The 20,534-nt window shown below is 67.4% G+C and carries 17 protein-coding genes; 12 read left to right on the top strand and 5 right to left on the bottom strand.

The window, feature by feature from the left end; genetic code table 11:
- Positions 1 to 32: 32 nt before the first annotated feature.
- From ABD104_RS01395 to ABD104_RS01375, 5 genes are all read right to left on the bottom strand, one after another.
- Positions 33 to 1,559, bottom strand: coding sequence for an AMP-binding protein (locus ABD104_RS01395; protein ID WP_343927038.1), 1,527 nt, complete (start codon positions 1,557 to 1,559; stop codon positions 33 to 35).
- 13 nt (positions 1,560 to 1,572) lie between these two features.
- On the bottom strand, positions 1,573 to 2,061 hold the full coding sequence (locus ABD104_RS01390; RefSeq protein ID WP_343927037.1) for a (2Fe-2S)-binding protein: 489 nt from the start codon (positions 2,059 to 2,061) through the stop codon (positions 1,573 to 1,575).
- On the bottom strand, positions 2,058 to 2,897 hold the full coding sequence (locus tag ABD104_RS01385; RefSeq protein WP_343927036.1) for an FAD binding domain-containing protein: 840 nt from the start codon (positions 2,895 to 2,897) through the stop codon (positions 2,058 to 2,060). Before ABD104_RS01385 ends, ABD104_RS01390 begins: the two co-directional genes overlap by 4 nt.
- Positions 2,894 to 5,917 (bottom strand): xanthine dehydrogenase family protein molybdopterin-binding subunit, encoded by a 3,024-nt coding sequence (locus ABD104_RS01380; protein WP_343927035.1) that lies wholly within the window; start codon positions 5,915 to 5,917, stop codon positions 2,894 to 2,896. The genes ABD104_RS01385 and ABD104_RS01380 overlap by 4 nt, the downstream gene beginning before the upstream one ends.
- Positions 5,918 to 6,076: 159 nt before the next feature.
- A complete protein-coding gene (locus tag ABD104_RS01375; RefSeq protein ID WP_338615232.1) occupies positions 6,077 to 6,943 on the bottom strand; it encodes an AraC family transcriptional regulator in 867 nt (288 codons plus the stop codon).
- Between the two features lie 446 nt (positions 6,944 to 7,389).
- On the opposite strand from ABD104_RS01375, the gene ABD104_RS01370 reads away from it, so the two are divergent.
- The 12 genes from ABD104_RS01370 to ABD104_RS01315 all read left to right on the top strand — a co-directional run bounded on the left by ABD104_RS01370 (position 7,390) and on the right by ABD104_RS01315 (position 20,534).
- Positions 7,390 to 8,163, top strand: coding sequence for a sterol desaturase family protein (locus ABD104_RS01370; protein WP_338615233.1), 774 nt, complete (start codon positions 7,390 to 7,392; stop codon positions 8,161 to 8,163).
- On the top strand, positions 8,156 to 9,055 hold the full coding sequence (locus tag ABD104_RS01365; protein ID WP_338615234.1) for a fatty acid desaturase: 900 nt from the start codon (positions 8,156 to 8,158) through the stop codon (positions 9,053 to 9,055). Before ABD104_RS01370 ends, ABD104_RS01365 begins: the two co-directional genes overlap by 8 nt.
- 27 nt (positions 9,056 to 9,082) lie before the next feature.
- Complete coding sequence (locus tag ABD104_RS01360) at positions 9,083 to 10,999, top strand: 3-oxoacyl-[acyl-carrier-protein] synthase III C-terminal domain-containing protein (RefSeq protein WP_343927034.1); 1,917 nt, start codon at positions 9,083 to 9,085, stop codon at positions 10,997 to 10,999.
- Positions 10,996 to 11,892, top strand: coding sequence for a DUF6999 family protein (locus ABD104_RS01355; RefSeq protein WP_338615236.1), 897 nt, complete (start codon positions 10,996 to 10,998; stop codon positions 11,890 to 11,892). Before ABD104_RS01360 ends, ABD104_RS01355 begins: the two co-directional genes overlap by 4 nt.
- A gap of 16 nt (positions 11,893 to 11,908) precedes the next feature.
- Positions 11,909 to 12,010, top strand: coding sequence for an amidase (locus ABD104_RS01350; RefSeq protein WP_217896323.1), 102 nt, complete (start codon positions 11,909 to 11,911; stop codon positions 12,008 to 12,010).
- A 101-nt stretch (positions 12,011 to 12,111) separates the two neighbouring features.
- The gene (locus ABD104_RS01345; RefSeq protein ID WP_338615237.1) at positions 12,112 to 12,867 is read left to right on the top strand and encodes a DUF72 domain-containing protein; all 756 of its coding nucleotides are present in this window, start codon (positions 12,112 to 12,114) and stop codon (positions 12,865 to 12,867) included.
- 43 nt (positions 12,868 to 12,910) lie between these two features.
- On the top strand, positions 12,911 to 13,714 hold the full coding sequence (locus ABD104_RS01340; protein WP_132978795.1) for a hypothetical protein: 804 nt from the start codon (positions 12,911 to 12,913) through the stop codon (positions 13,712 to 13,714).
- Between the two features lie 138 nt (positions 13,715 to 13,852).
- Positions 13,853 to 15,001 (top strand): DJ-1/PfpI family protein, encoded by a 1,149-nt coding sequence (locus tag ABD104_RS01335; RefSeq protein ID WP_087840262.1) that lies wholly within the window; start codon positions 13,853 to 13,855, stop codon positions 14,999 to 15,001.
- A 136-nt stretch (positions 15,002 to 15,137) separates the two neighbouring features.
- On the top strand, positions 15,138 to 16,526 hold the full coding sequence (dbpA, locus tag ABD104_RS01330) for an ATP-dependent RNA helicase DbpA (RefSeq protein ID WP_087840261.1): 1,389 nt from the start codon (positions 15,138 to 15,140) through the stop codon (positions 16,524 to 16,526).
- A gap of 330 nt (positions 16,527 to 16,856) precedes the next feature.
- Positions 16,857 to 18,401: a sensor domain-containing diguanylate cyclase gene (locus ABD104_RS01325; RefSeq protein WP_343927064.1), complete on the top strand. Its 1,545-nt coding sequence runs from the start codon at positions 16,857 to 16,859 to the stop codon at positions 18,399 to 18,401.
- Positions 18,398 to 19,261 (top strand): EamA family transporter, encoded by an 864-nt coding sequence (locus tag ABD104_RS01320; protein WP_343927033.1) that lies wholly within the window; start codon positions 18,398 to 18,400, stop codon positions 19,259 to 19,261. Before ABD104_RS01325 ends, ABD104_RS01320 begins: the two co-directional genes overlap by 4 nt.
- A 184-nt stretch (positions 19,262 to 19,445) precedes the next feature.
- Positions 19,446 to 20,534, top strand: a complete 1,089-nt coding sequence (locus tag ABD104_RS01315) for an LLM class flavin-dependent oxidoreductase (RefSeq protein ID WP_343927032.1) — start codon at positions 19,446 to 19,448, stop codon at positions 20,532 to 20,534.

Below are 20,534 nucleotides of genomic sequence, written 5' to 3'. Positions count from 1 at the left end.
TCCTTCATTGGGTCATGCACGGGATTTCGGAATCAGGAACGGTCCGGCTCGAATTCGCCGGCCGTCAGCTTGCGGCGCAGGATCTTCCCCACGGGGGACTTGGGAATCTCGCTGACGAAGACGTATTCCCGCGGACGCTTGAAATTGGCGAGATCGGTGCCGCGGCAATACGCATCCAGCGTCTCGCCGTCGACGGCCTCCTTGCGCTTGATGAAGGCGACGACGCGTTGGCCCCAGCGCTCGTCGCGCAGGCCCGCGACGGCGACCTCGTCCACGCCGGGATGCAGGGACAACACCGACTCGATGTCGACCGGCGAGATGTTCTCGCCGCCGCTGATGATCATGTCGTCCACCCGCCCGGTCACGTGCAGTTCGCCGTCCTCGTCCAGATAGCCCGTGTCGCCGGTGAAATACCAGCCGCCGTGCAGCGACTTGGCGTTGGCGTCGGGCCGGTTCCAATAGCCTTCGAACGCCTCGTCCCCGGCCAGGTCGGCGATGATCTGCCCCTCCGTTCCACGCGGCGCGAAATCGTCGGGATCGGTCGTCTCCAGCCGCACCAGGCGCAGGCGCGTGTTGATGCCCGCGCGTCCGGCGCTGCCGGGCTTGCGGCGCGCATCGGGGTTGACCGCCATGGTGTAGACCTCGGAGCTGCCGTAGTGATTGACGAACAGCTCGGGCCGGAACGCCTCGTCCAGGCGCAGCAGCAGCGCGTCGTGCATGGGCGCGCCGGCGAAGCCGAGCTTGCGGACGCTGGAGATGTCGGTGCTTGCGAAATCGGCGTGCGCCAGCAGGTCGTGGTAGAGCGTCGGCACCAGGTACAGGTTGCTGACCCGCTCACGCTGGATCAGCGCCAGCGCGGTTGCCGGCGAGAAGCGCGGCAGGCACACGAAACACCCGTCCACCAGCGCCATGGCCAGCAACGACCGCACTCCCATGGTGTGATAGAGCGGCATCACGCCCAGCGTGCGCTCGCCTATCCCGTACTGGTTCTGCGCCACGTGGCCCAGCGCGGCCGCGCGCTCCTGGCGATGCCGGCGCGGCACGCCCTTGGGCTTGCCGGTCGTCCCCGACGTGTAGAGCATCAGCGAGATGTCGTCCGCCGTGGCGCGCGGGCCGGCCGTCCAGGGCCGGGCGGCAAGCAGGCCGTCGTATGCATGGGTCGCGTGGGCGTCCGCGCCGACCACGATGCGCGGCACGCCGGCGGCCTCGGCGGCCTGCGCCACGGCTTGCGCGCTGGCCTCTTCGTAGACGATGGCCCTGGCCGAGGCGTCGACCAGGCAGTAGTCGATTTCCTCGGGCTTGGCGCGCCAGTTCAGGGGCGTGACGATCACCCCGAGGAACTGGCAGGCCCAGTGCAGCGTCGCCATTTCCAGGCGGTTCTGCAGGACCACGAGCAGATGGTCGCCATGCCCGAGCCCCAGGTCATCCAGCCCTTGCGCCACGCGCAGGATCTGCCCCAGCCACTCGGCGTAGGTCAGGCGGATCTCGCCTTCCACGGCCGCGATCGCCTCCGGGTTGCGCTCCACGCTCTGCAAGAATGTACGTCCCAAATCCAGCATCAGATGCCTCCTTCTATGTGTTCTTGTTGCGCGAGGCGGCCACGTCCAGGACGGCCTGCACGATGGGGGTGTAGCCCGTGCACCGGCACAGGTGCCCCGAAAGCATGTCCCGCACCTGCTGCTCGGTCGGATCGGGCACGCGCTCCAGGAAATCGGCGCACGACATCAGGATTCCCGCCGTACAGAAACCGCATTGCAGCGCGTGGTGCCGCCGGAAGGCCTGTTGCAGATCGCCCAGTTCGCCGTCCCGCGCCAGGCCTTCGACCGTATCCACTCCGCGGCCGTCCACCTGGACCGCCAGCGTCAGGCAGGAGCGGCTGGCCACCCCGTCGATGCGCACGGTGCAGGCGCCGCACACCCCGTGCTCGCATCCCACGTGGGTGCCGGTGGCGCCCAGCTCGTGCCGCAGGAAGTCCGACAGCAGCATGCGGCTCTCGGCCGTGCCCTCGCGCCGCCGGCCGTTCAAGGTGCAGCGGATGCGATGGGTCTTTTCCGTGCTCATGCGGTGTCTCCTTGCGCCCGGGCAGCGGCCGTGGCGATGGCCCGGGCCGCCAGTTGCCGCACCAGCCGCCGGCGGTACGCGGCACTGGCGTGCGCGTCGTCCTGCGCGCCCAGCGTCCAGGCAAAGTCATTGATGGCGATTTCCAGTTCCCGCTGCGGCAGGCGCGGCCATTGCAAGACGGTCGGCCGGTCCGCCACGCCACCCACGCCCAGGCGTATCGCATCCTTGCCGACGGCGGCCGCGCAGGCGGCGATGGCGAAATCCCCATGGCGCAGCGAAAACTCCTCGAACGCGTAGCCCGTGCCCGCCGCACGCAGCGGATAGCGCACGCAGGCGATCAATTCGTCGCTGGCGCGGGCCGTCGTCAACATGCCCTGGAAGAAATCCCGCGCCGGCAAGGTGCGGCGGCCGCGCCTGGATGACAGCACCACTTCGCCACCCAGCAGCGCCAGGCACAGCGGCAGCTCCGCACTGGGGTCGGCGTGCGCCACCGAGCCGCACACGGTGCCCCGGTTGCGCACCTGGAAATGCGAGATATAGGGAAACGCACAGGCCAGCAGAGGCACTTCGCCGGCCAGGCCCGGCCGCCACTCCACGCTGGCCTGGGTGGCCGCGGCCCCCACTTCCAGCATTCCGCCCGCCACCTTCACGTAGTCCAGCGCCTCGCAGCGCGAGACATCCAATAGCACCGATGGCTGCGCCAGGCGCATGTTCAGCACCGTGATCAGCGACTGCCCTCCCGCCAGGATGCGGGCCTCCTCGCCATGGCGAGCGAGCAGCTCGCAAGCCTGCGCCTCGTCCTCCAGGCGCACGTAATCGAAAGCCGCGGGCTTCATGCCGCCCCCTTCCATCCAAACAGCGCCAGCAGCTTGCGCCACCAGCGGCGCGGCGCGGCGGGCGTAGGCTGCCCGCTGGCCTGCCGGCCGAGTTGTTCAAACAATTGCGCCAGGACGATCTTGGCCGCCCCTTCCAGCATGCGGCTGCCGACCGCGGCCACCTTGCCGCTGACCTCGGCGCTGTAGTCGTAGACCAGGCGCGTGCCGCCTTCGCTGGGCTCGAGCCGAACCTTGCCACTGCCACGCGCGGCGCCCAGCGACGAACTGCCCGAACCGGCCAGGCGCAGGGAATGCGGCGGATCCAGCTCCGACAGCTCGATGTGTGCCGCGTAGCGGGCCTTGATCATGCCCACGCCCACCGTCACGTCGGCGCGATAGCGGTTCTCGCCCACCGCTTCCAGCGAATGGCAGCCGGGTACCACCTTGGCCAATGCCTGCGGATCAAGCAGCACGTTGAAGACGACCTCGGGCGCCGCGGCGATCTGCACGCTGCCCGTGGCGGACAAGGCCTTGCCCGATCCGCCGCCCGGCGTCGCGGCGCTCGCGGGCGGTGCCGAAGCCGCTTGCGCGCCGGCGCTGGGCGGCGGATCGTCGAACCCGATCAGTTCCATGATCTTGAGCGGTGTCAGCGGCAGCCTGACGTCGCAGGCGCCCCGGATGGGCGCCAGGGCATCGGCGACGGCATTGGCCACGCATACCGGCGTACTCATGTTGTTGCCCTCGCCCAGGCCCTTGGCCCCCAGCGGCGTGAACGGCGACGGCGTCTCCAGGTGGACGATGACCGGGTCGGGCACCTCGCAGGTCGTCGGCACCAGATAGTCGGCGAAGGTGCCGGACTGGAAGCTGCCGTCGCCCGCATAGCGGAACTCCTCCATCAGCGCAGCGCCCAGCCCCTGGGCGAAGGCTCCGCGGATCTGGCCGTCCGCCAGCGCCGGGTTGAGCAGCTTGCCCGCATCGTGCGTGGTGACGTAGCGGTCGATGCGTACGCGTCCGGTATCGCGGTCGATCTCGACCGCGCAGATGTCGAAGGCGAACCCGTAGGCCGCCGACGTATTGACGCGGTCCTGCTCGTCCGGGGCGGTCAACTCGGGCGGGGTCCAGAATTCGGTCACCCGCAGGCTGGGCGACTCCCCTTCCGGCAACTGTCCCGGCGCCCAATGCGCGCTGCTGGCCGCGCGTGCGAATGGCAGCATCTTGCCCGGCGCGTCCGGCAGCCCCACCTTGCCTCCCGCGAACACCACGTCGGCCGGATCGCACCTGAGCTGATGCGCCACGATGCGCGCCACCTTGTCGCGCAGCCGGCTGGCCGCCAGGTGCACGGTGCCTGCCACCGCGCCGGCAAAGCGGCTGGAGTAATTGCCCGCGGCGACCGACCAGGCATCCTTCTGCGTATCGACATCCACATTCACGGCCACCTGCTGCGGCAAGAGGCCGAACACGTCCGCGACGACCTGGGCGCATACGGTCATGTGCCCTTGCCCGGCAGGCGACGAAGCCACGACCACCGTCACCCCGCCCAGCGGATCGATGCCGACGGTGGCGCTGGCGATGGCGCCGTTCTTGGGTCCGGCCTTGGCGCGCTGCTCCGCCGTCATGACCGTGCTGATGTAGCCCATGTTGGAAATGGACGGCTCCACGATCGCGGCATAGCCGATGCCATACAGCCGCCCCTCGGCCCTGGCCACGTCGCGCCGCCGCAGGAGTTCCTCCAGCCCGCCTTGCCGTTCGGCCATCTCCAGGGCCAGCGGATAGTTGCCGGAATCCAGCAAGGCGCCGGCCGCGGCGCGGTACGGAAACGCCTCGGGCGGCACGAAGTTGCGCCGGTACACCGTCAGCGGATCGATTCCCAGTTGCTGCGCGATGCGCTGCATCAGCCGCTCCAGCGCGAAATACACCTGGGGGCCGCCGAAGCCGCGCACCAGCCCGGCGGGCGTGCGGTTGGTCAGCACCACGCGGTTGCGCACCTTCAGGTTGGGGATGGCATAGGCACCCGTCAGGCAGCCGTGCATGCGATAGAACGTGGCTGGCTCGGGGGCGCGCAGATAACCGCCCACGTCGTCGAACTGGTCGTAGGACAGCGCGCTGATCCGCCCCTCGCCATCCACGGCGGCCTCGATCGTGCACAGGCGGGAGGTCGCGGACGTCGCGGCCACCAGGTGCTCCAGACGGTCCTCCACCCACTTCACCGGCGCGCCCGCCTTGCGCGACGCCAGGCACATCAGCACCACGTAGGGAAACACGCTTTGCTTGACGCCGAAGCTGCCGCCCGAATCACGAGGCAGCTTGTGGCGCAGGCGCGTGCCCGGGATCTTCAGCGCCAGCGCCATGACCGAATGCAGCGAATACGGCCCCATGAAGTTGGAGCTGACCTCGTAGCCATCGTCGCCCGCCAGGTGCTCGGCGATCACCACCGCCCCTTCGATGGGCGTACACGAATTGCGAGGGTAGTGGACGGTCAGCTGGACGCGGTGCTCGGCCGAGGCGAAGGCGGCGTCCGGCTCGCCATAGCTGAAACTGCGGTCGCTGACGATGTTGCTGCCCACCGCCGGATGCAGCACCGGCGCATCCCCGGCGATGGCCGCCTCGATCTCCACGGCCACCGGCAGCACCTCGTAGTCGACGCGGATCAGTTCCAGCGCATCCTCGGCGACATAGCGGTCCTCGGCCACCACGACGGCGACCGGCTCGCCAACATAGCGCACGCGGTCCTGGGCCAGCGACCAATGCTCCATGGGCGACTTCACGCCCACGACGAAGGGCTGCGACCAGCGCTTCACGTCGGCGCCCGTCAGTACCGCCCTGACGCCCGGATGGGCTTCGGCGGCCCCCGTGTCCATGCCAAGCACCCGGGCATGGGCGTGGGGGGATCTCAGGATGGCCGCGTGCAGCGTGCCCGGCTTGACCGGGAGATCGTCGCCATAGGCGCCGCGCCCCGACAGCAGCGCCGCGTCCTCGACCCGTTCCTGCCGGCGCCCGACGAACGGCGCATCGGCCGTGGCCAGAACGCTCGCGTCACTCATGCAAGCACCCCATGTTCCCTGCATGCCGCCTTCAGGCGGTCTGCGCGAGGAGAAAGATAAGCGGCGCCCTGCCCGCGGCCGTTACCGCCGCATCGGCTCACTTACCATAGAGTCTGATTTTTCTGTTTTCCGGCGGGAAATCGGTCCACGGGCCGGTGGTCAGCGCCCGTCCCGGCCGGCGTCGAACACGTCCACCACGCGGCGGTACTCGGTGGGCGTGGTGCCCAGGTGCTCGCGGAAGAAACGGGTGAAATGGCCCGGAGCGGAAAAACCCATGTCGTAGGCCAGGTCGGCGACCGGCGTCTGGCCCGCGGTCAACGCGGTGATGGCCGCTTCCATGCGCAGCACGTTGGCGTACACGCGCGGCGTCAGCTTGGTGGTCTTGCGGAAAAGCTCGAAGAAATGCGCGCGCGACAGCCCGCATTCGGCCGCCAGCGCATCCATGTCCAGCGACTGCCCGATGTTCTCGCGCATGCGGCCGATGGCCCTGCGGATGCGCACGTCGCCATGGTGCTGCCGCAGACTGCCCAGCAGCGACTGGTAGCTGCGCCACTCGGAATGGTGCTCGATCGTGGCGATCATCAGCTGGAAAAGACGCTCTTCCAATTGGCCGGCGGGCAGTTCCGCCGTCAGCAGCATGTCCCGCGCCAGCGCATCGGCCAGCTTGCGCGCCGCCGGCGACAACGCGACGCAGGGCTGCTGGAAGAAATGGGGGTGCGCGCTGACCGTCAGGGCCTGCTGGATGCCGGCCAGCCAGCCGGGCTCGATGTACAGGGCCAGGATCACCGTGCGCTGCACTTCCGCGCCGTTATGGCTGTAGGAATGGGGCTCCCAGGCATTGACCAGGACCGCGCTGTCGTCCGTCAGCGGCTGCGGCTGGCCGCGCACCGAAAAATACGTATCGGCGCCGAAGGCCTTGATCAGCACGTGGCAATGGTGATGCGCATGCGACACCAGGAGCATGTTCATGTCGAGCAGCGCGACACGCCCGAACTTGCCTTGCAGGATCCTGATTGCAGCTGACATGGTGGGAATGCTCCACGTACCCGTATACGACAAGAGCCCCGGGCGCTCCTTGTGTTGCCCGGAAGGTGCCGCGCAATGGAATATTCACGGCGCGCAGACGCGCGGCGAGTCTTGGGATTTTAATATATCCCGTTGAAATCCCTGCCCGCGCCGCCGGTCGCCCGGAACGCACATCCATGCCTCATCTGAACTTGCGCCCGCCACGCCGGACGACGCCCCCATCGTCGTCCTGGCCTTGCTGCCCGGCTACGAGGGCCGGGGCATCGGCAAGAAGCTGCTCGGAATCGTGACCTAGGCATGGCGCACCGCGACGCCTGCCACCGGAGCGAACATTTTGTAATGAATTCGTCCGCGTTGTGCAATCGACATCCCGTCCAGGCACCGCGTCCATTCCGGCCAATTGCTTATCATAGAGGCCGTTCCCGGCATCACAACGACAACAACTCATGGGCCAAGCATTCCAGGAGCTTTCGGCATCGCAGGTCATGCTGGCAGGCCTGCTGTTTTTCGGTGGTATCTACCTGCTGTTCGGCGCCGCGACCTGGCTGCTTACCCGCCACGTCCTGCCCGCACTGGGCGTGGGGCGCCCGCTGGACCCCCGTCCGCTCGCGCCGGGCCAGTTGCGCCGCGAACTCCTCCAGTCGGGCATGTCCATCCTGCTGTTCGGCACCGGCATGATCTTTCCGTGGGGCCTGCTGCAGCTCGGATGGGCCAGGCTGGATCCGGCCGCAGGCGGCTGGAAGATCGCGCTGGAAATCCTGGCCCTGGTGGCCTGGAACGACGTGCACTTCTGGATCAATCACCGCCTGCTGCACACGAAGCCGCTGCGCCGCTTCCACCTGCCCCACCACCGCTCCATCGTCACCACGCCGTTCTCGACCTACAGCTTCCACCCGGTCGAGGCCCTGATGCTGGGCAACGTGATCCTGCTGCCCATGGTGGTGCACGACTTCAGCTTCTGGTCGCTGGCCTCGGTGCCGCTGTTCAGCCTGTTCTTCAACTGCATCGGCCACGCCAACTACGACTTCTTTCCGCGCGTGTCCTACGCCCACTGGTTCGCCGCCAGCCGCCGGCATCACCTGCACCATGCCTGTTTCAACGGAAACTACGGGTTCCAGTTCACCTTCATGGACCGGCTGTTCCACACGCGCCTGCAGGCGGACGCTGCGGCGCTCCTGTTGCAGGCCCACGACCGCAGGACCGCGGCGGGCCATGAATAGCGGGCGCGCTTTCCTGCCCACGCTGCGCAACCGCCGCGACTGGCAGAGCCTGCTGTATCTGGCCGCCTTGCCGGCACTTGCCGCGTGGCAGTGGCACCACGGCTTTTCGCTGCCCCTCTACGCGCTGATGCTGTTCCTGACCCTGGGCATAGGCGTCATCCACCACAACCACACCCACGTGCGGATGTGGCGCGGCCGCAGGGCCAACCGCGCCACCGATTTCTGGATCACCCTGCTGCAGGGGCACCCCACGTTCGTGTTCTATCCCGCGCACGTCGCCAACCATCATCGCCACCGGCACGGTCCGCGGGACATCGCTCGCACCTACCGCTTCGGGGGCGATACCAACCACCTGTGGGGCTACCTGATCCATCCGGTGCAGGCGGCATGGGTCCTCTACCCCGCCTTCGTCCGCTGGCTGCGCCGCCTGTACCGGCACTGGCCCGGCGCCTGGCGCTACTGCATGGCCCAGTACGCCGCGTGGCTGGGCTTGTGGGCCGGGCTGCTGGCGCTGAACCCGGCCAAGGCATTGTTGTTCGTGATCGTGCCGCAGTTGCACGGCCTGCACTGGCTGCTGGCCACCAACTACCTGCAACATGCCCACGCCGACGGCGGCCCCACGCGCAGCCATACATTGGGCTATGCCCGCAATTTCGAAGGGCTGGTCAACCCGCTGCTGTTCAACATCGGCCTGCACACCGCCCACCACGAGCACTCGCGCGCCCACTGGTCCGAACTGACCCGCCTGCACTACCGGCGCTACCGGCATCGCGTGCCGGCCGCGCTGAACGAACCCGGCCTCGTGCCCTACATGTTCCGCGTCTTCGTCCTGGGAAGCTTCAGCGCGCGCTTTCGCACGCGCTCCCTGACGACCCGGACCACCCCACGCTAGGCCGCCGCGCTCCCTCGAGAGAACCCCATGCCCATCGCCTTCGACCGCGTCTACCTGCAAAGCGCCGGCTACTTCATGCCTGGCCAGCCGGTGTCCAACGACGAACTGGACCGCTACATCGCGCCCTTGAACCGCATCTCCGGACGCATCAAGCAGCGCATCCTGGCCGAGAACGGCATCAAGCAGCGCTACTACGCCATCGACGCCGAAGGCGGCACCGTGTACAGCAATGCCAGGATGGCCGCCCATGCCATCCGGGACTGCCTGCGGCGTGCCGACGCCCGGCTGGACGACGTATCGCTGCTGGCCAGCGGCAGTTCGGGCGGCGACGCCCTGATGCCCGGCTTCGCCAACATGATCCAGGGCGAACTGGCCGCCCACCCCATGGAGACCCTGTCGGTGCACGGCATCTGCGCCGCCGGCGTCTCGGCCATCCAGGCCGCGGCCCAGGCCGTGGAAATGGGCGGCCACGACCGCGCCCTGGCCGTGGCCAGCGAACTGCCCTCGCGGCTGTTCAAGCGGTCGCGCTTCACCGCGCGCGGCTACGATGCCGACTTCGATTCCCACTTCCTGCGGTGGATGCTGTCCGACGGCGCCGGCGCGTTGCTGCTGGGCAATGCGGGATCGGCGCTGCCCGGCGCCTCGCAAGGCGTGCGCCTGAAACTGAAATGGGTGCACCAGCGCTCGTTCTCGGGCGACTATCCGGTGTGCATGCAACTGGGCCTGTCCGCGGACCGCGAGCGCGTGCACCTGGACTATCCTTCCTGGACCGACGCGGAAGCCGACGGCGCGCTGGCGCTGCGCCAGGACATCCGCCTGCTGCCCCACCTGTTCGACATCGGCATCCACGAATACGCCGGGCTCGCGCGGGACGGCTGGGTCCGGTCCGACCGGATCGACCATTTCCTGTGCCACTACTCGTCCGAGAAATTCATCCCCGTCGTCAAGGACCTGCTGGAGAAGGCCGGCCTGGAGATCCCGCAGGAACGCTGGTACAGCAACCTGGCCTGGCGCGGCAATACCGGCGCCGCGTCCATCCTGATCATGCTGGCCGAATTCCTGGAGACGCGCGCCGTCGAGCCCGGCCAGCAGATCCTTTGCTACATCCCCGAGTCCGGGCGCTTCACCACCGCCTACATGCTGTGGGAAGTCGAAAGCCTGGATGCCGCGCCCGCCGCGGCCGCCACCCCGCCCGCGGCGCGCGTGGCCGACACGGCCGGCAACGATCTCATCGCCCCGCCCCATGATCCGGCCACCGCGTCGCCCGAACTGGGGCCGCTGCTGACCGAACTGGCCTCCATCTGGCACGACTACCGCTCGCGCGTCTGGCGCACTCCCCTCGTGCACAAGCTGCGCACCCGCCGCTTCCAGACAGGCGACTACCTGAACTGGATGGAAAACTGGATCCCCCAGGTCCGCGAAGGCAGCAAATGGATGCGCGAGGGCGTGGCCTCGCTGGGCCCCGACTACCAGCCCCTGGCGGCCTTGATCGAGACCCATGCGGGCGAAGAGCAGAATGACTTCAGGATCCTGTTCCAGGACTACCGGAACGCCGGCGGGCCCATCGCCGATCTCGATGCCCTGCGCCGCAACCCTGGTGGCGAAGCCCTGAACGCCTACCTGCATGGCCTGGCCGCCACCCGCGACCCGATCGGCCTGCTGGGCGCCATCTACATCATCGAAGGTACCGGCCAGCGCATCATTCCCGCCCTGCTGCCCCTGCTGAAGGCCAGCCTGTCGCTGCCGCCGGACACCTACCGCTTCCTGGAATACCACGGCCACAACGACGAGAACCACCTGGCCCGCTGGCTGGCCGCCGTCGAACTGGCCCTGGACTGCGACCCGACGGGCCGCGCCACCCGACGCATCATCGACACCGCCCGCCACACCGCGGCCCTGTACCTGATGCAATTCCACCACGTCATGGAGAACGAGGCCCCATGAAAAAATCCCCGCCCGACTTCCTGGCCCAGAAGCACGACCCCGCCGACCCCAACCCCTGGCTGGCCCTGTACCTGGACCGCAGCACGCCCCTGCCCGACGCGGTCAAGAAAAGCTGGCTGACCGACTCCAGCAGCAACTCGCGCCAGTACCTGCTGCCCCTGCTGCGCCCCATCGCGCGCGGCTTCATCATCCTGATCCAGCTGCTGAAGATCTTCCTGCCGCGCAACTGGTCGCACTCCCGGCTGCTGCACCGCGTGCTGGCGTGGGGACTGACGCGCTTCGTCTCGCCCGAGGCAAATTGGCTGATCCTGCGGCACTTCCATCTGGGGGCGCAGATCCTGACCTTCATCGCGGCCAACTCGCCGGTGCCGATCACGACCACGCCGCTGGAGCCGCGCAATATCGACGACCTGAAGGACGATCTGTTCGTCAAGCACGACCTGAATCTCTTCAACTTCGTCATCCGCCTGAACCAGGCCCTGCGCGACGCGGGCATCGAGATGCACCCGCCGGCCCGCGTGGATTTCTCCATGATCCGCGATCCCGGCCTGCGCCTGGAGGACATGCCCCGCACGCGTCTGAACTTCCTGGACCTGCAAAGCGCCATCGAGCTGTTCACCCCGCTGTACCAGCTCATGCTGACCGACAACGACTTCTGGCGCGCCGCCAACTCGCTGCAGCTGGACGAGACCATAGGCATCTACGCGGCCAAGCTGATGGGCGCGCCGGAGCACCTCATCCTGGTCAACAATAAGCATCCGCTGGTGCCGATGTCCACTCTGCGGGCGGGGTACCGGCTGGTGCTGCACGGGTTGTCGACGGAGATGCTGCATAGTCTGCTGATGGACCGGAAGGCGGCGCGGGAAAAAGAAGAGGAAGCTGTGGCGGCGTGAACGTTCGTTTATTGCCGTGAACCCGAACCTGCTCAAGGAGGCCTCGGAACTGGATCGGCTGCGGCGGGACGGCACCGTGCTCCTCCTGCATTGCATCCCGCTTGCCGTGAAGGTGTGATCGACGAGCAACCGGCGATCGATCCGATGTGCGGAGCGGCTTGACTTCGCCAGGCGCCTGAGCCAAGGTAAGGCCGTGACTTCCACGCATGAACGACAGCCATGCCGACAATGACGCCAGCCTGGCGCCACGACCGGATCAAGGTCGGATGCGCCGGCTGGTCCATTCCCAGCCGCCATGCCCATTTGTTCGGCCCGGGCGATAGCGCCCTGGCACGCTATGCGACGCGCTTCCCCGTGGTCGAGATCAACTCTTCGTTCTATCGGCCGCACCAGCCCGAGACCTACGCGCGCTGGGCCGCAACCGTTCCCGAAGGCTTCCGGTTCTGCGTCAAGCTGCCGCGCAGCGTGTCGCATGAACGCCGGCTGCAGGACACGGGCGCCGCGCTCGACGCCTTTTTCAGCCAAGTTCGCGAGCTGGGCGAAAAACTGGGAAGACTCCTGCTGCAACTGCCGCCCTCCCTGGCCTACGATGCGCGCACGGCCTCCACCTTCCTGCGCATGCTTCGCCGCCGGACCGACGTCGCCATCGTATGCGAGCCACGGCACGCCAGCTGGTTCACCGACGACGCCACCGGCATGCTCGAGCGCCACGGCATCGGCCGCGCCGCGGTGGATCCCGCCCCCGTTCCCGACGCGGCCCATCCCGGCGCGGACCGCTCGCACAGCTACTGGCGCTGGCATGGCGCGCCCCGGATCTACTACAGCGAGTACGATCGCGACGCGCTGCGGGCCCTGGCCGAGCGCGTCGTCCGGGAACGCGGCCAGGGCGACGCCCCCTGGGTGATATTCGACAACACGGCACAGGGCTTCGCCATCCAGAATGCGGCGCAGATGCAGGATATGGTTGCGGCATAATTCCCTGGCACTGCGCTCCCGCCCTTGCCGAGGAAGGTCCGATATGAAAACGCGTCGCCTTGTTTCCCTCCTGCTGGCCATGTCCGCCGCCGGCCTGTCCGGCCCCGCCCCGGCACAATGCGTGGAATGCGCGCAGCAGATGTTCCAGGCCACCCTGACGACCAACATCTGGTACAACATCAACCAGGATCAGATCGACCAGACCCGCAGCCGCGACGCCAGGAACGGCACCTGCTACGACGCCAACCGCAGCTTTGAAGGATGCCGCGGCAAGGCGACGACGGCCAGGCCGACGGGCATCGCCCCCAACGCCGCCAGCCAGGCGGAAAATGCCGTGCTGGCCGTGCTCAAGACCGAGCACAGGCGCCGGGCGCAGGCTCAGGGAGCCGCGCACGCCAATCAATGGCTGAACAAGGCCGCGGGCGACACCGGCCGCCAGGTCGCCGCGCTGAACGCCGAGTATCGGCGCCGCGTGGACACGGACGGCAGCACCAGCGCCGACAAGTGGTATGTCGACAGCGCAACCCGGATCGCCACGCAATATGTCCATGGCGGCAACGCCCAAGACGCCCTGGTGGGTGGGATTCCGGCCGCGACGCGCCAGCGCGCGGAAGACGCGACCTTTGCCGTATTCGAGCCGGAGCTCGACCGCCGCAGCAAGCGCGACGGTCAAGCGGCAACCATCGCATGGATGCGCGCCATGGGGCAGGCGGTGGGCGCCGGGGTCAGGAATCTCGCGCCCGAGTACCTGCAGCGCGCAAAAGCGGACGGCCAGGCCAGCGCGGACGCATGGTATGTCGAGCAAGCAAGGAAACTGGCCATGCTGCAGATACGCGGCGGACCTTGAGGCGCAAGGCCTGCAGCATCGGACTGAACCGGGGTTTATCTCCCGGGCGGCGCACGTATATTTTTGACATTTCCGCCAGACCATCGAGCAGCTAAGCTAAGACCAACGGCCGATGCCTTCGCTTGGAGAATGCCGATCATGCTCAACCGCCATATCGTCCGGGGTGGACTGGCGCTCGTTCTGCTGGGCCTGGCGGGCTTCGGCGCGTGGCTGTCCAGCCTCCCGCCGGCGTCCGCGCCCGCCCAAGCCCAGCCGGTCGCGGCAGGCGACGTGGACGCCATGCTGGCCTCCCTGCAGCCGCCCGGGCACAAACGCCCGCTGGTCGCCGTGGTCGGCCTGAACGATGCCACCGAAACCACCGATTACCTGATGCCCACCGGCATCCTGCGGCGCGCCGACGTGGCCGAAGTCGTGACGCTGGCGGCCGGGCAAGGCCCGGTCAAGCTTTTTCCGGCGCTGACCGTCCAGGCCGATGCCACCATCGCGCAATTCGACGCCCGGCATCCGGCGGGAGCCGACTACGTCATCGTGCCCGCCATGAGCCGCGACGACGATCCGGCGGTGCTGGCGTGGCTGCGGGAGCAGTCCGGCAAGGGCGCGATCGTCCTGGGCGTGTGCGCCGGCGCCAAGGTCGTGGCCGCGGCCGGCCTGCTGGACGGCAAGCGCGCGACCACGCATTGGTACTATCTGCAGGACATGCTGGACAAGCATCCTTCCATCACCTATGTCGCCAACCGGCGCGTGGTGGCGGACCGGGGGGTCGCGACCAGCACGGGCATTTCCGCATCCATGCCGATGATGCTGACCCTGATCGAGGCCATGGCCGGACGGCAGAAAGCCGAAGCCGTGGCCCGCGACCTGGGCCTGCCCTCGTGGGACCTGCGCCATGCCAGCCAGGCCTTCGTGCTGAGCCGGCCCTTCGCGACGACGGTGCTCGGCAACGTGCTCGCGTTCTGGAACCGGGAGCGGATAGGCGTGGAACTCCAGCCGGGCATGGACGAGGTGTCGCTGGCCCTGGTCGCCGACGCGTGGTCCCGGACCTACCGCTCGCGGGCGTTATCGTTCGCCAGGACACCGCAGGCCGTCGAAACCCGCAACAAGGTTCGCGTCATTCCTGACGCATCGCCGGCCGACCGCCCCTCGGCAGCGCCCATGGCCGCCTTCACCGACCGGCGGCCGGCGCAAGCGCTGGACCAGACGCTGCACGCCATAGCCGGACGCTACGGCGCGCCTACCGCGAGCGCCGTCGCCCTGCAGCTCGAGTATCCCTGGAGAACCTCGCCATGATCCCCACCCTTACCGCCGTTGAACGCTCGCCCGATGGCGGCGGGGGCCGGCGACGGGAATGCAGGCCGCAACGGCAGCCGCGCGGCATACACTGTCGGTCGACCAAGCTACCAGCGCTTTCCGCGCCCGCCCTACCGTGACCGACACGTCCTTTACCTCCCTGCCTCTTTTGCCCGCCTTGCTGGACAACCTGCAAGGCCTGGGCTTCCAACAGATGACGCCCATCCAGGCGCAGGGCCTGCCGCTCATCCTGGAAGGCCGCGACCTGATCGCGCAGGCCAAGACCGGCAGCGGCAAGACCGCGGCCTTCGGCCTGGGCGTACTGCAGAAGCTGGACGTCGACCGCCTGGTTCCACAAGCGCTGGTCGTCTGCCCCACCCGCGAACTGGCCGACCAGGTCGCCCAGGAACTGCGCCGGCTGGCCCGCCTGATTCCCAACGTCAAGGTCCTGACCCTGTGCGGCGGCGCAGCCGCCCGCCCCCAGGCCGAATCGCTGGCCCGCGGCGCCCACCTGGTCGTGGGCACGCCCGGCCGCATCCAGGACCACCTGGAGCGCGGCAGCCTGGACCTGTCCGCCCTGAACACCCTGGTGCTGGACGAGGCCGACCGCATGGTCGACATGGGCTTCTACGACGACATCGTCGCCATCGCCTCGCACTGCCCGGCCAAGCGCCAGACCCTGCTGTTCTCGGCCACCTACCCCGACAACATCCGCAAGCTCAGCGCCCGCTTCCTGCGCAACCCGGCCGAAGTCAAGGTCGAGGCCCAGCACGACGCCAGCCGCATCGAGCAGGTCTTCTACGAAATCGACGAAGGCGAACGGCTGGACGCCGTCGTCACCCTGCTGGCGCACTTTCGCCCCGTCTCCACCCTGGCCTTCTGCAATACCAAGATCCGCAGCCACGAACTGGTCGAACGCCTGCGGTCCGAGGGCATCAGCGCCCAGGCGCTGAACGGCGACCTGGAACAGCGCGATCGCGATGAAATCCTGATCCAGTTCGCCAACCAGAGCTGCGCCGTGCTGGTCGCCACCGACGTCGCCGCCCGCGGCCTGGACATCCAGAACCTGGGCGCCGTGATCAACGTGGACGTGACCAAGGACACCGAGGTCCACATCCACCGCATCGGCCGCAGCGGCCGCGGCGACCAGAAGGGGCTGGCGCTGAGCCTGTGCTCGCCCGAGGAAATGCGCTGGGCCAATCTGATCGAGCAATACCAGGGCTCGCCGTTGAAATGGGGCGATCTCAAATCGCTGCGCGCCAAGGCCGATCGCCCGCTGCGGGCGCGCATGATCACCTTGTGCATCCAGGGGGGAAAAAAGGACAAACTGCGGCCCGGGGACCTGCTGGGCGCACTGACCGGCGATGGCGGCCTGGCTTTCGAGCAGGTCGGGAAAATCAATATCACCGAATTCAGTTCTTATGTGGCGCTGGACCGGCAAATTGCCAAACAGGCATTTGCGCGGATTTCCAATGGCAATATCAAGGGGCGGCGGTTCCGGATGCGGTTTCTGGAGGAGTTCTGAACTCCCCCAGACCGCGTGGCCGGAAAGCGATCACATGGCTTGCGATGGCTTGGCATGGCCGGGAAACCGGGACATGGCGCTGTCCATCATGGTCCGCAACGATTTCCACCACGACGGTATTCGGCACCGCCCACGACGTCACTCTTGCGGAATTGACCCTGGAAAGTTTTTTTCCCGCCGACGCCCACCAGGGATCGGATTGACACGTCGCCCACCCCTTGCCGCGCGAGAAGATCACGAATGCAGGACGAAGCTGTTTTGGATCATCGTCTTTTGGGCGGCCATGGCGCAGGTGGCGCGCTGCCGCAGCAAGGCCGTCGCGGCCCCAGGATGCCCCCCATCGTGCTGCGGATCACCCTGGGCCTGGCCCTGGCCTGGATGGCGCTGGTGGCCGCCCTGGGCTGGTGGACCTCGCAGCGGATCGTGGCCGCGCGGCTGGACAACATAGCCGCCAGCGCCGAATACGAAGCCAGGACCACCGCGCGCGTCGTCGACCGCCTGTTCACCGAAATGGTCAGCGTGGCCAACATGGTGGCGCGCCAGGGCCAGGTCATCCAGCTCGCCGCCCGCTACCGCACCGACCCGCCCGGCGCCGCCGAACTGACGCGCCAGCAGCGCGCCGCGCAATTCACGCAAGACCCGCTGGTGCGCCGGGTCGGCGACTACATGAACGCGCTGGCCAGCGACCTGCGCTATGCCCGCATTTACATGAACAACCTGTCGGACGACACCGTCACCGCCAGCAACTGGGCCGAGTCCGACAGCATCGTGGGCATGATCTACTCCGGCCGCACCTACCTGATCGACGCCCTGCGCCACGGCACGGGCCAGCAGTTCGGCATCGCGCGTCTCAACAACAGCCCCTCCTATTTCGTCAGCAGCCGCATCGAAGACGCCAACGACGTGCCGCAAGGTTCGGTCACCGTGAAATTCGACGCGCCCGAGATGGCGGCCTACCTGACCGGACGACACATCGCCCTGATCGTGAACCGCCAGGGCCGCGTGATCACCGCCTCGTCCGAGCCCTTCATGCTGCGCAACCTGGCGGCGCTCCTGCCGCCTGGCACCGTACTGCCGCCGGACGGCGGCGAAGCGCCCGGCGACCCCATGGACGCGCGCCCGATCGCGAACGCCGGCCCCGATGCGGGCCAGTGGCTGATCGACGGCAAGCCCTACCTGATGCGGCGCCAACCGCTGACCAATCCGCAATACCAGCTGATCACCCTGGCCACGCTGGACTACGTGGCTCCCATGCGCAAGCGCCACCTTTACACGGCCGGACTCGTGGCGGCATTCGGCCTGGTCCTGATCCTGCTGTCCGGCCAGGCCGCCGGACAAATGGTGATGCGCCGCCAGGAAGAACAATACGCGGCCAACTACGATGCCCTGACCGGCCTGCCCAACCGCCGCTCCGTCCTGGCCGAGCTGGACCGCCTGTTCACCCTGGCGAAGGAAACCCGGATGTGGGTGATGGTCGCCTTCATCGACCTGGATGGCTTCAAGACCATCAACGACACCTACGGCCACGTCGTCGGCGACAAATTCCTGATCGAGGTCGGCCAACGCATGTCCGCCGGCCTGCGCAAAAGCGACATGCTGGGTCGCCTGGGCGGCGACGAATTCGTCGTGATCGGCCTGGTCGACCCGCCCCCGCCCGACGATCCGAACGGCCCGGCCGAGGCCATGCGCGGCCGGCTCGCGCCACTGCTGATCGGCACCTACACCTTTACCGAGTGCAGCTTCGACTACCCCGGCGCCAGCTTCGGCATCGCCAGCGTCGACCCCTCGGTCAGCTCGCTGCAAGCCGTGCTCAAGGTGGCCGACCAGCTCATGTACGCCGACAAACAGGCACGGCGGACCCAGCGGACGACATGATCCTGCCGACCGTGCTCGCCCTCCTCGCGGCGTTTACCTTCGCCGCGAACAACGCCACGCTGCGCCGCGGCGTGGTCGGCGGAACGCTGTCCCAGGCCATGGTCGTCACGCTGCTGCTTGGTACGGCAATGGTCTGGATCGCCGTGGCCGTCGGCGGGACCGGCCATCTGCAAGCGTTTCCGCTGCGCTCCACACTGCTCTTCTCCGCTGCCGGCCTGCTGCACTTCGGCTTCGGCCGCTATTGCAACTACCGCGCGACGCGCGCCATGGGCACCGTGCTGGTCGGGCCCGTGCAGCAGACCAGCGTGCTGATCACGCTGGTGCTGGCCATAGTCCTGCTGGGCGAGCGCCTGACCACGCTGCATATCGTCGGCATTGCGCTCATCATTGCGGCGCCGATGCTGGCTGCGCGAGCCCATGCGCCGGCATCCTTCCGTCCGTTCAGGCGCGCGTCCGAAGCAGAATCGACCCAGGTGGAGGCCAGATCCGCCGCGGGTTTCCAACCCAAGCTGGGCGAAGGCTATCTGTTCGCCACCTTCTCGGCGCTGGCGTATGGCTCCAGCCCCATGCTGCTGGCCGTGGCCGAACGCGAAGGCGTGCCGGGCCGCCACATCGCCGCGCTGCGCGCACTGTCCGCCGAAGTAGATGCCGTCTACGGACGGCACATCACCATCAATGCCACCGGCGCCACCGCCGCCCTGCTGGGCGAAATCGCCATTCCGCAGAAAATCATGCGCGGGGTGGCCGTGATCAGCCGCTCCGCCGGCCTGGTCGGCCATATCCTGGAAGAAAGCCGCGAACCCTCGGGCGCCTATATCTGGGAAACCGTGGACGAAGCCATACCGTACTCGGCTTCCTGAGGCCGCGCTTTCCGAAGCGCCGGCGCCCGTCGGGTGCCTGGCGCCGATTCGCCGTGCGCGGCCATGACCCGGAGCACGCTGCCCTCTTCCTTTGCGCCAGATGAAATGCAGGTTTACGCTGCAGGTGATTTTCCATGCCCATCAAGCGGTTTACAGTCAGGCCACTCAGGACATGGAGACAGCAATGGATTTCGGCATTTTCCTTCTGGTTCAGCATCGCGACCGGCACAAGACATCCGGCCAGATCATCCACGAAGCGATCGAGCAAGTAAAAACCGCGGATCGCCTTGGTTTTTCCACCGCCTGGTTTGCCGAGCACCACTTCAATAACTACGGGCTGTGCCCCTCGCCGCTGATGATGGCCGCGCACTGCGCGGGCGTGACCAGCAATATCCGCCTCGGCACGGGCGTCGTGATCGCTCCGCTGTATAGCCCGCCTCGCCTGATCGAAGACATCGCCTTTGTCGACCAGTTGTCGAACGGCCGCCTGAATGTGGGTATCGGCGGCGGCTACCAGCACTACGAGTTCGAGCGGTTTGGCACGACGCTGGAAAACGCCAAGGAACGCACGCTGGAAACGCTCGACATGATCGAGCTGGGCCTGACCCGCAAGAAATTCCAGTTCGATGGCGAATTCCTGAAGCAGCCCACGACCGCCATCAGCGTGCGGCCGGTCCAGCAGCCCATCCCTCCGATCTGGGTCGCCACGGCCGATACCCGGCTGATGGCAAAAGCCATTGCCAACGATTACCACGTATTCGTATCCGGATGGCTGGCCGGGGAAAAACTGCTGAAGAACGTCAGGGACCAGATCGACACCATCGCCGTGCAGGAAGGGAAAAGCACGGACCAGGTGAAAGTCGGGCTGTTGCGCTTTGCCTTTGCCAGCGACAATGCCGCGGAAGTCGACAGGTACATCGAATGCGCGCGTTATCAACAGCGTATCGCCGTCAGCCTGAAGCAACGCACCGAGAGCCTGGAAGACGACTACATGGTCGCGGAAAAACCCTACGAAAACGAGATTTCGCTTGAAAAAATCAAGGACAATCTTCCCGTAGGCAGCGTGGACACGGTCATCGAACGCCTGCTGCGCGACATCAAGACCGTCAACCCGGTGCATGTTGCCATTCAAACCCAGTTCGGCGATCTCGACCATGCGACGATGCTCAAGCAGCTGCAGCTCTGGTCGCAAGAGATCATCCCGGCCGTGAAGGCGGAAATCGCCAATTGGAAGCGGGCCGGGCAGGCCGCCCCGGCCGATGCACAACGGTGA

Source organism: Pigmentiphaga daeguensis (assembly GCF_039523035.1).
Lineage (GTDB): Bacteria > Pseudomonadota > Gammaproteobacteria > Burkholderiales > Burkholderiaceae_B > Pigmentiphaga > Pigmentiphaga daeguensis.
The sequence above is the reverse complement of the archived record's forward strand: the minus strand, read 5'-3'. Positions and strand labels throughout refer to the sequence as shown.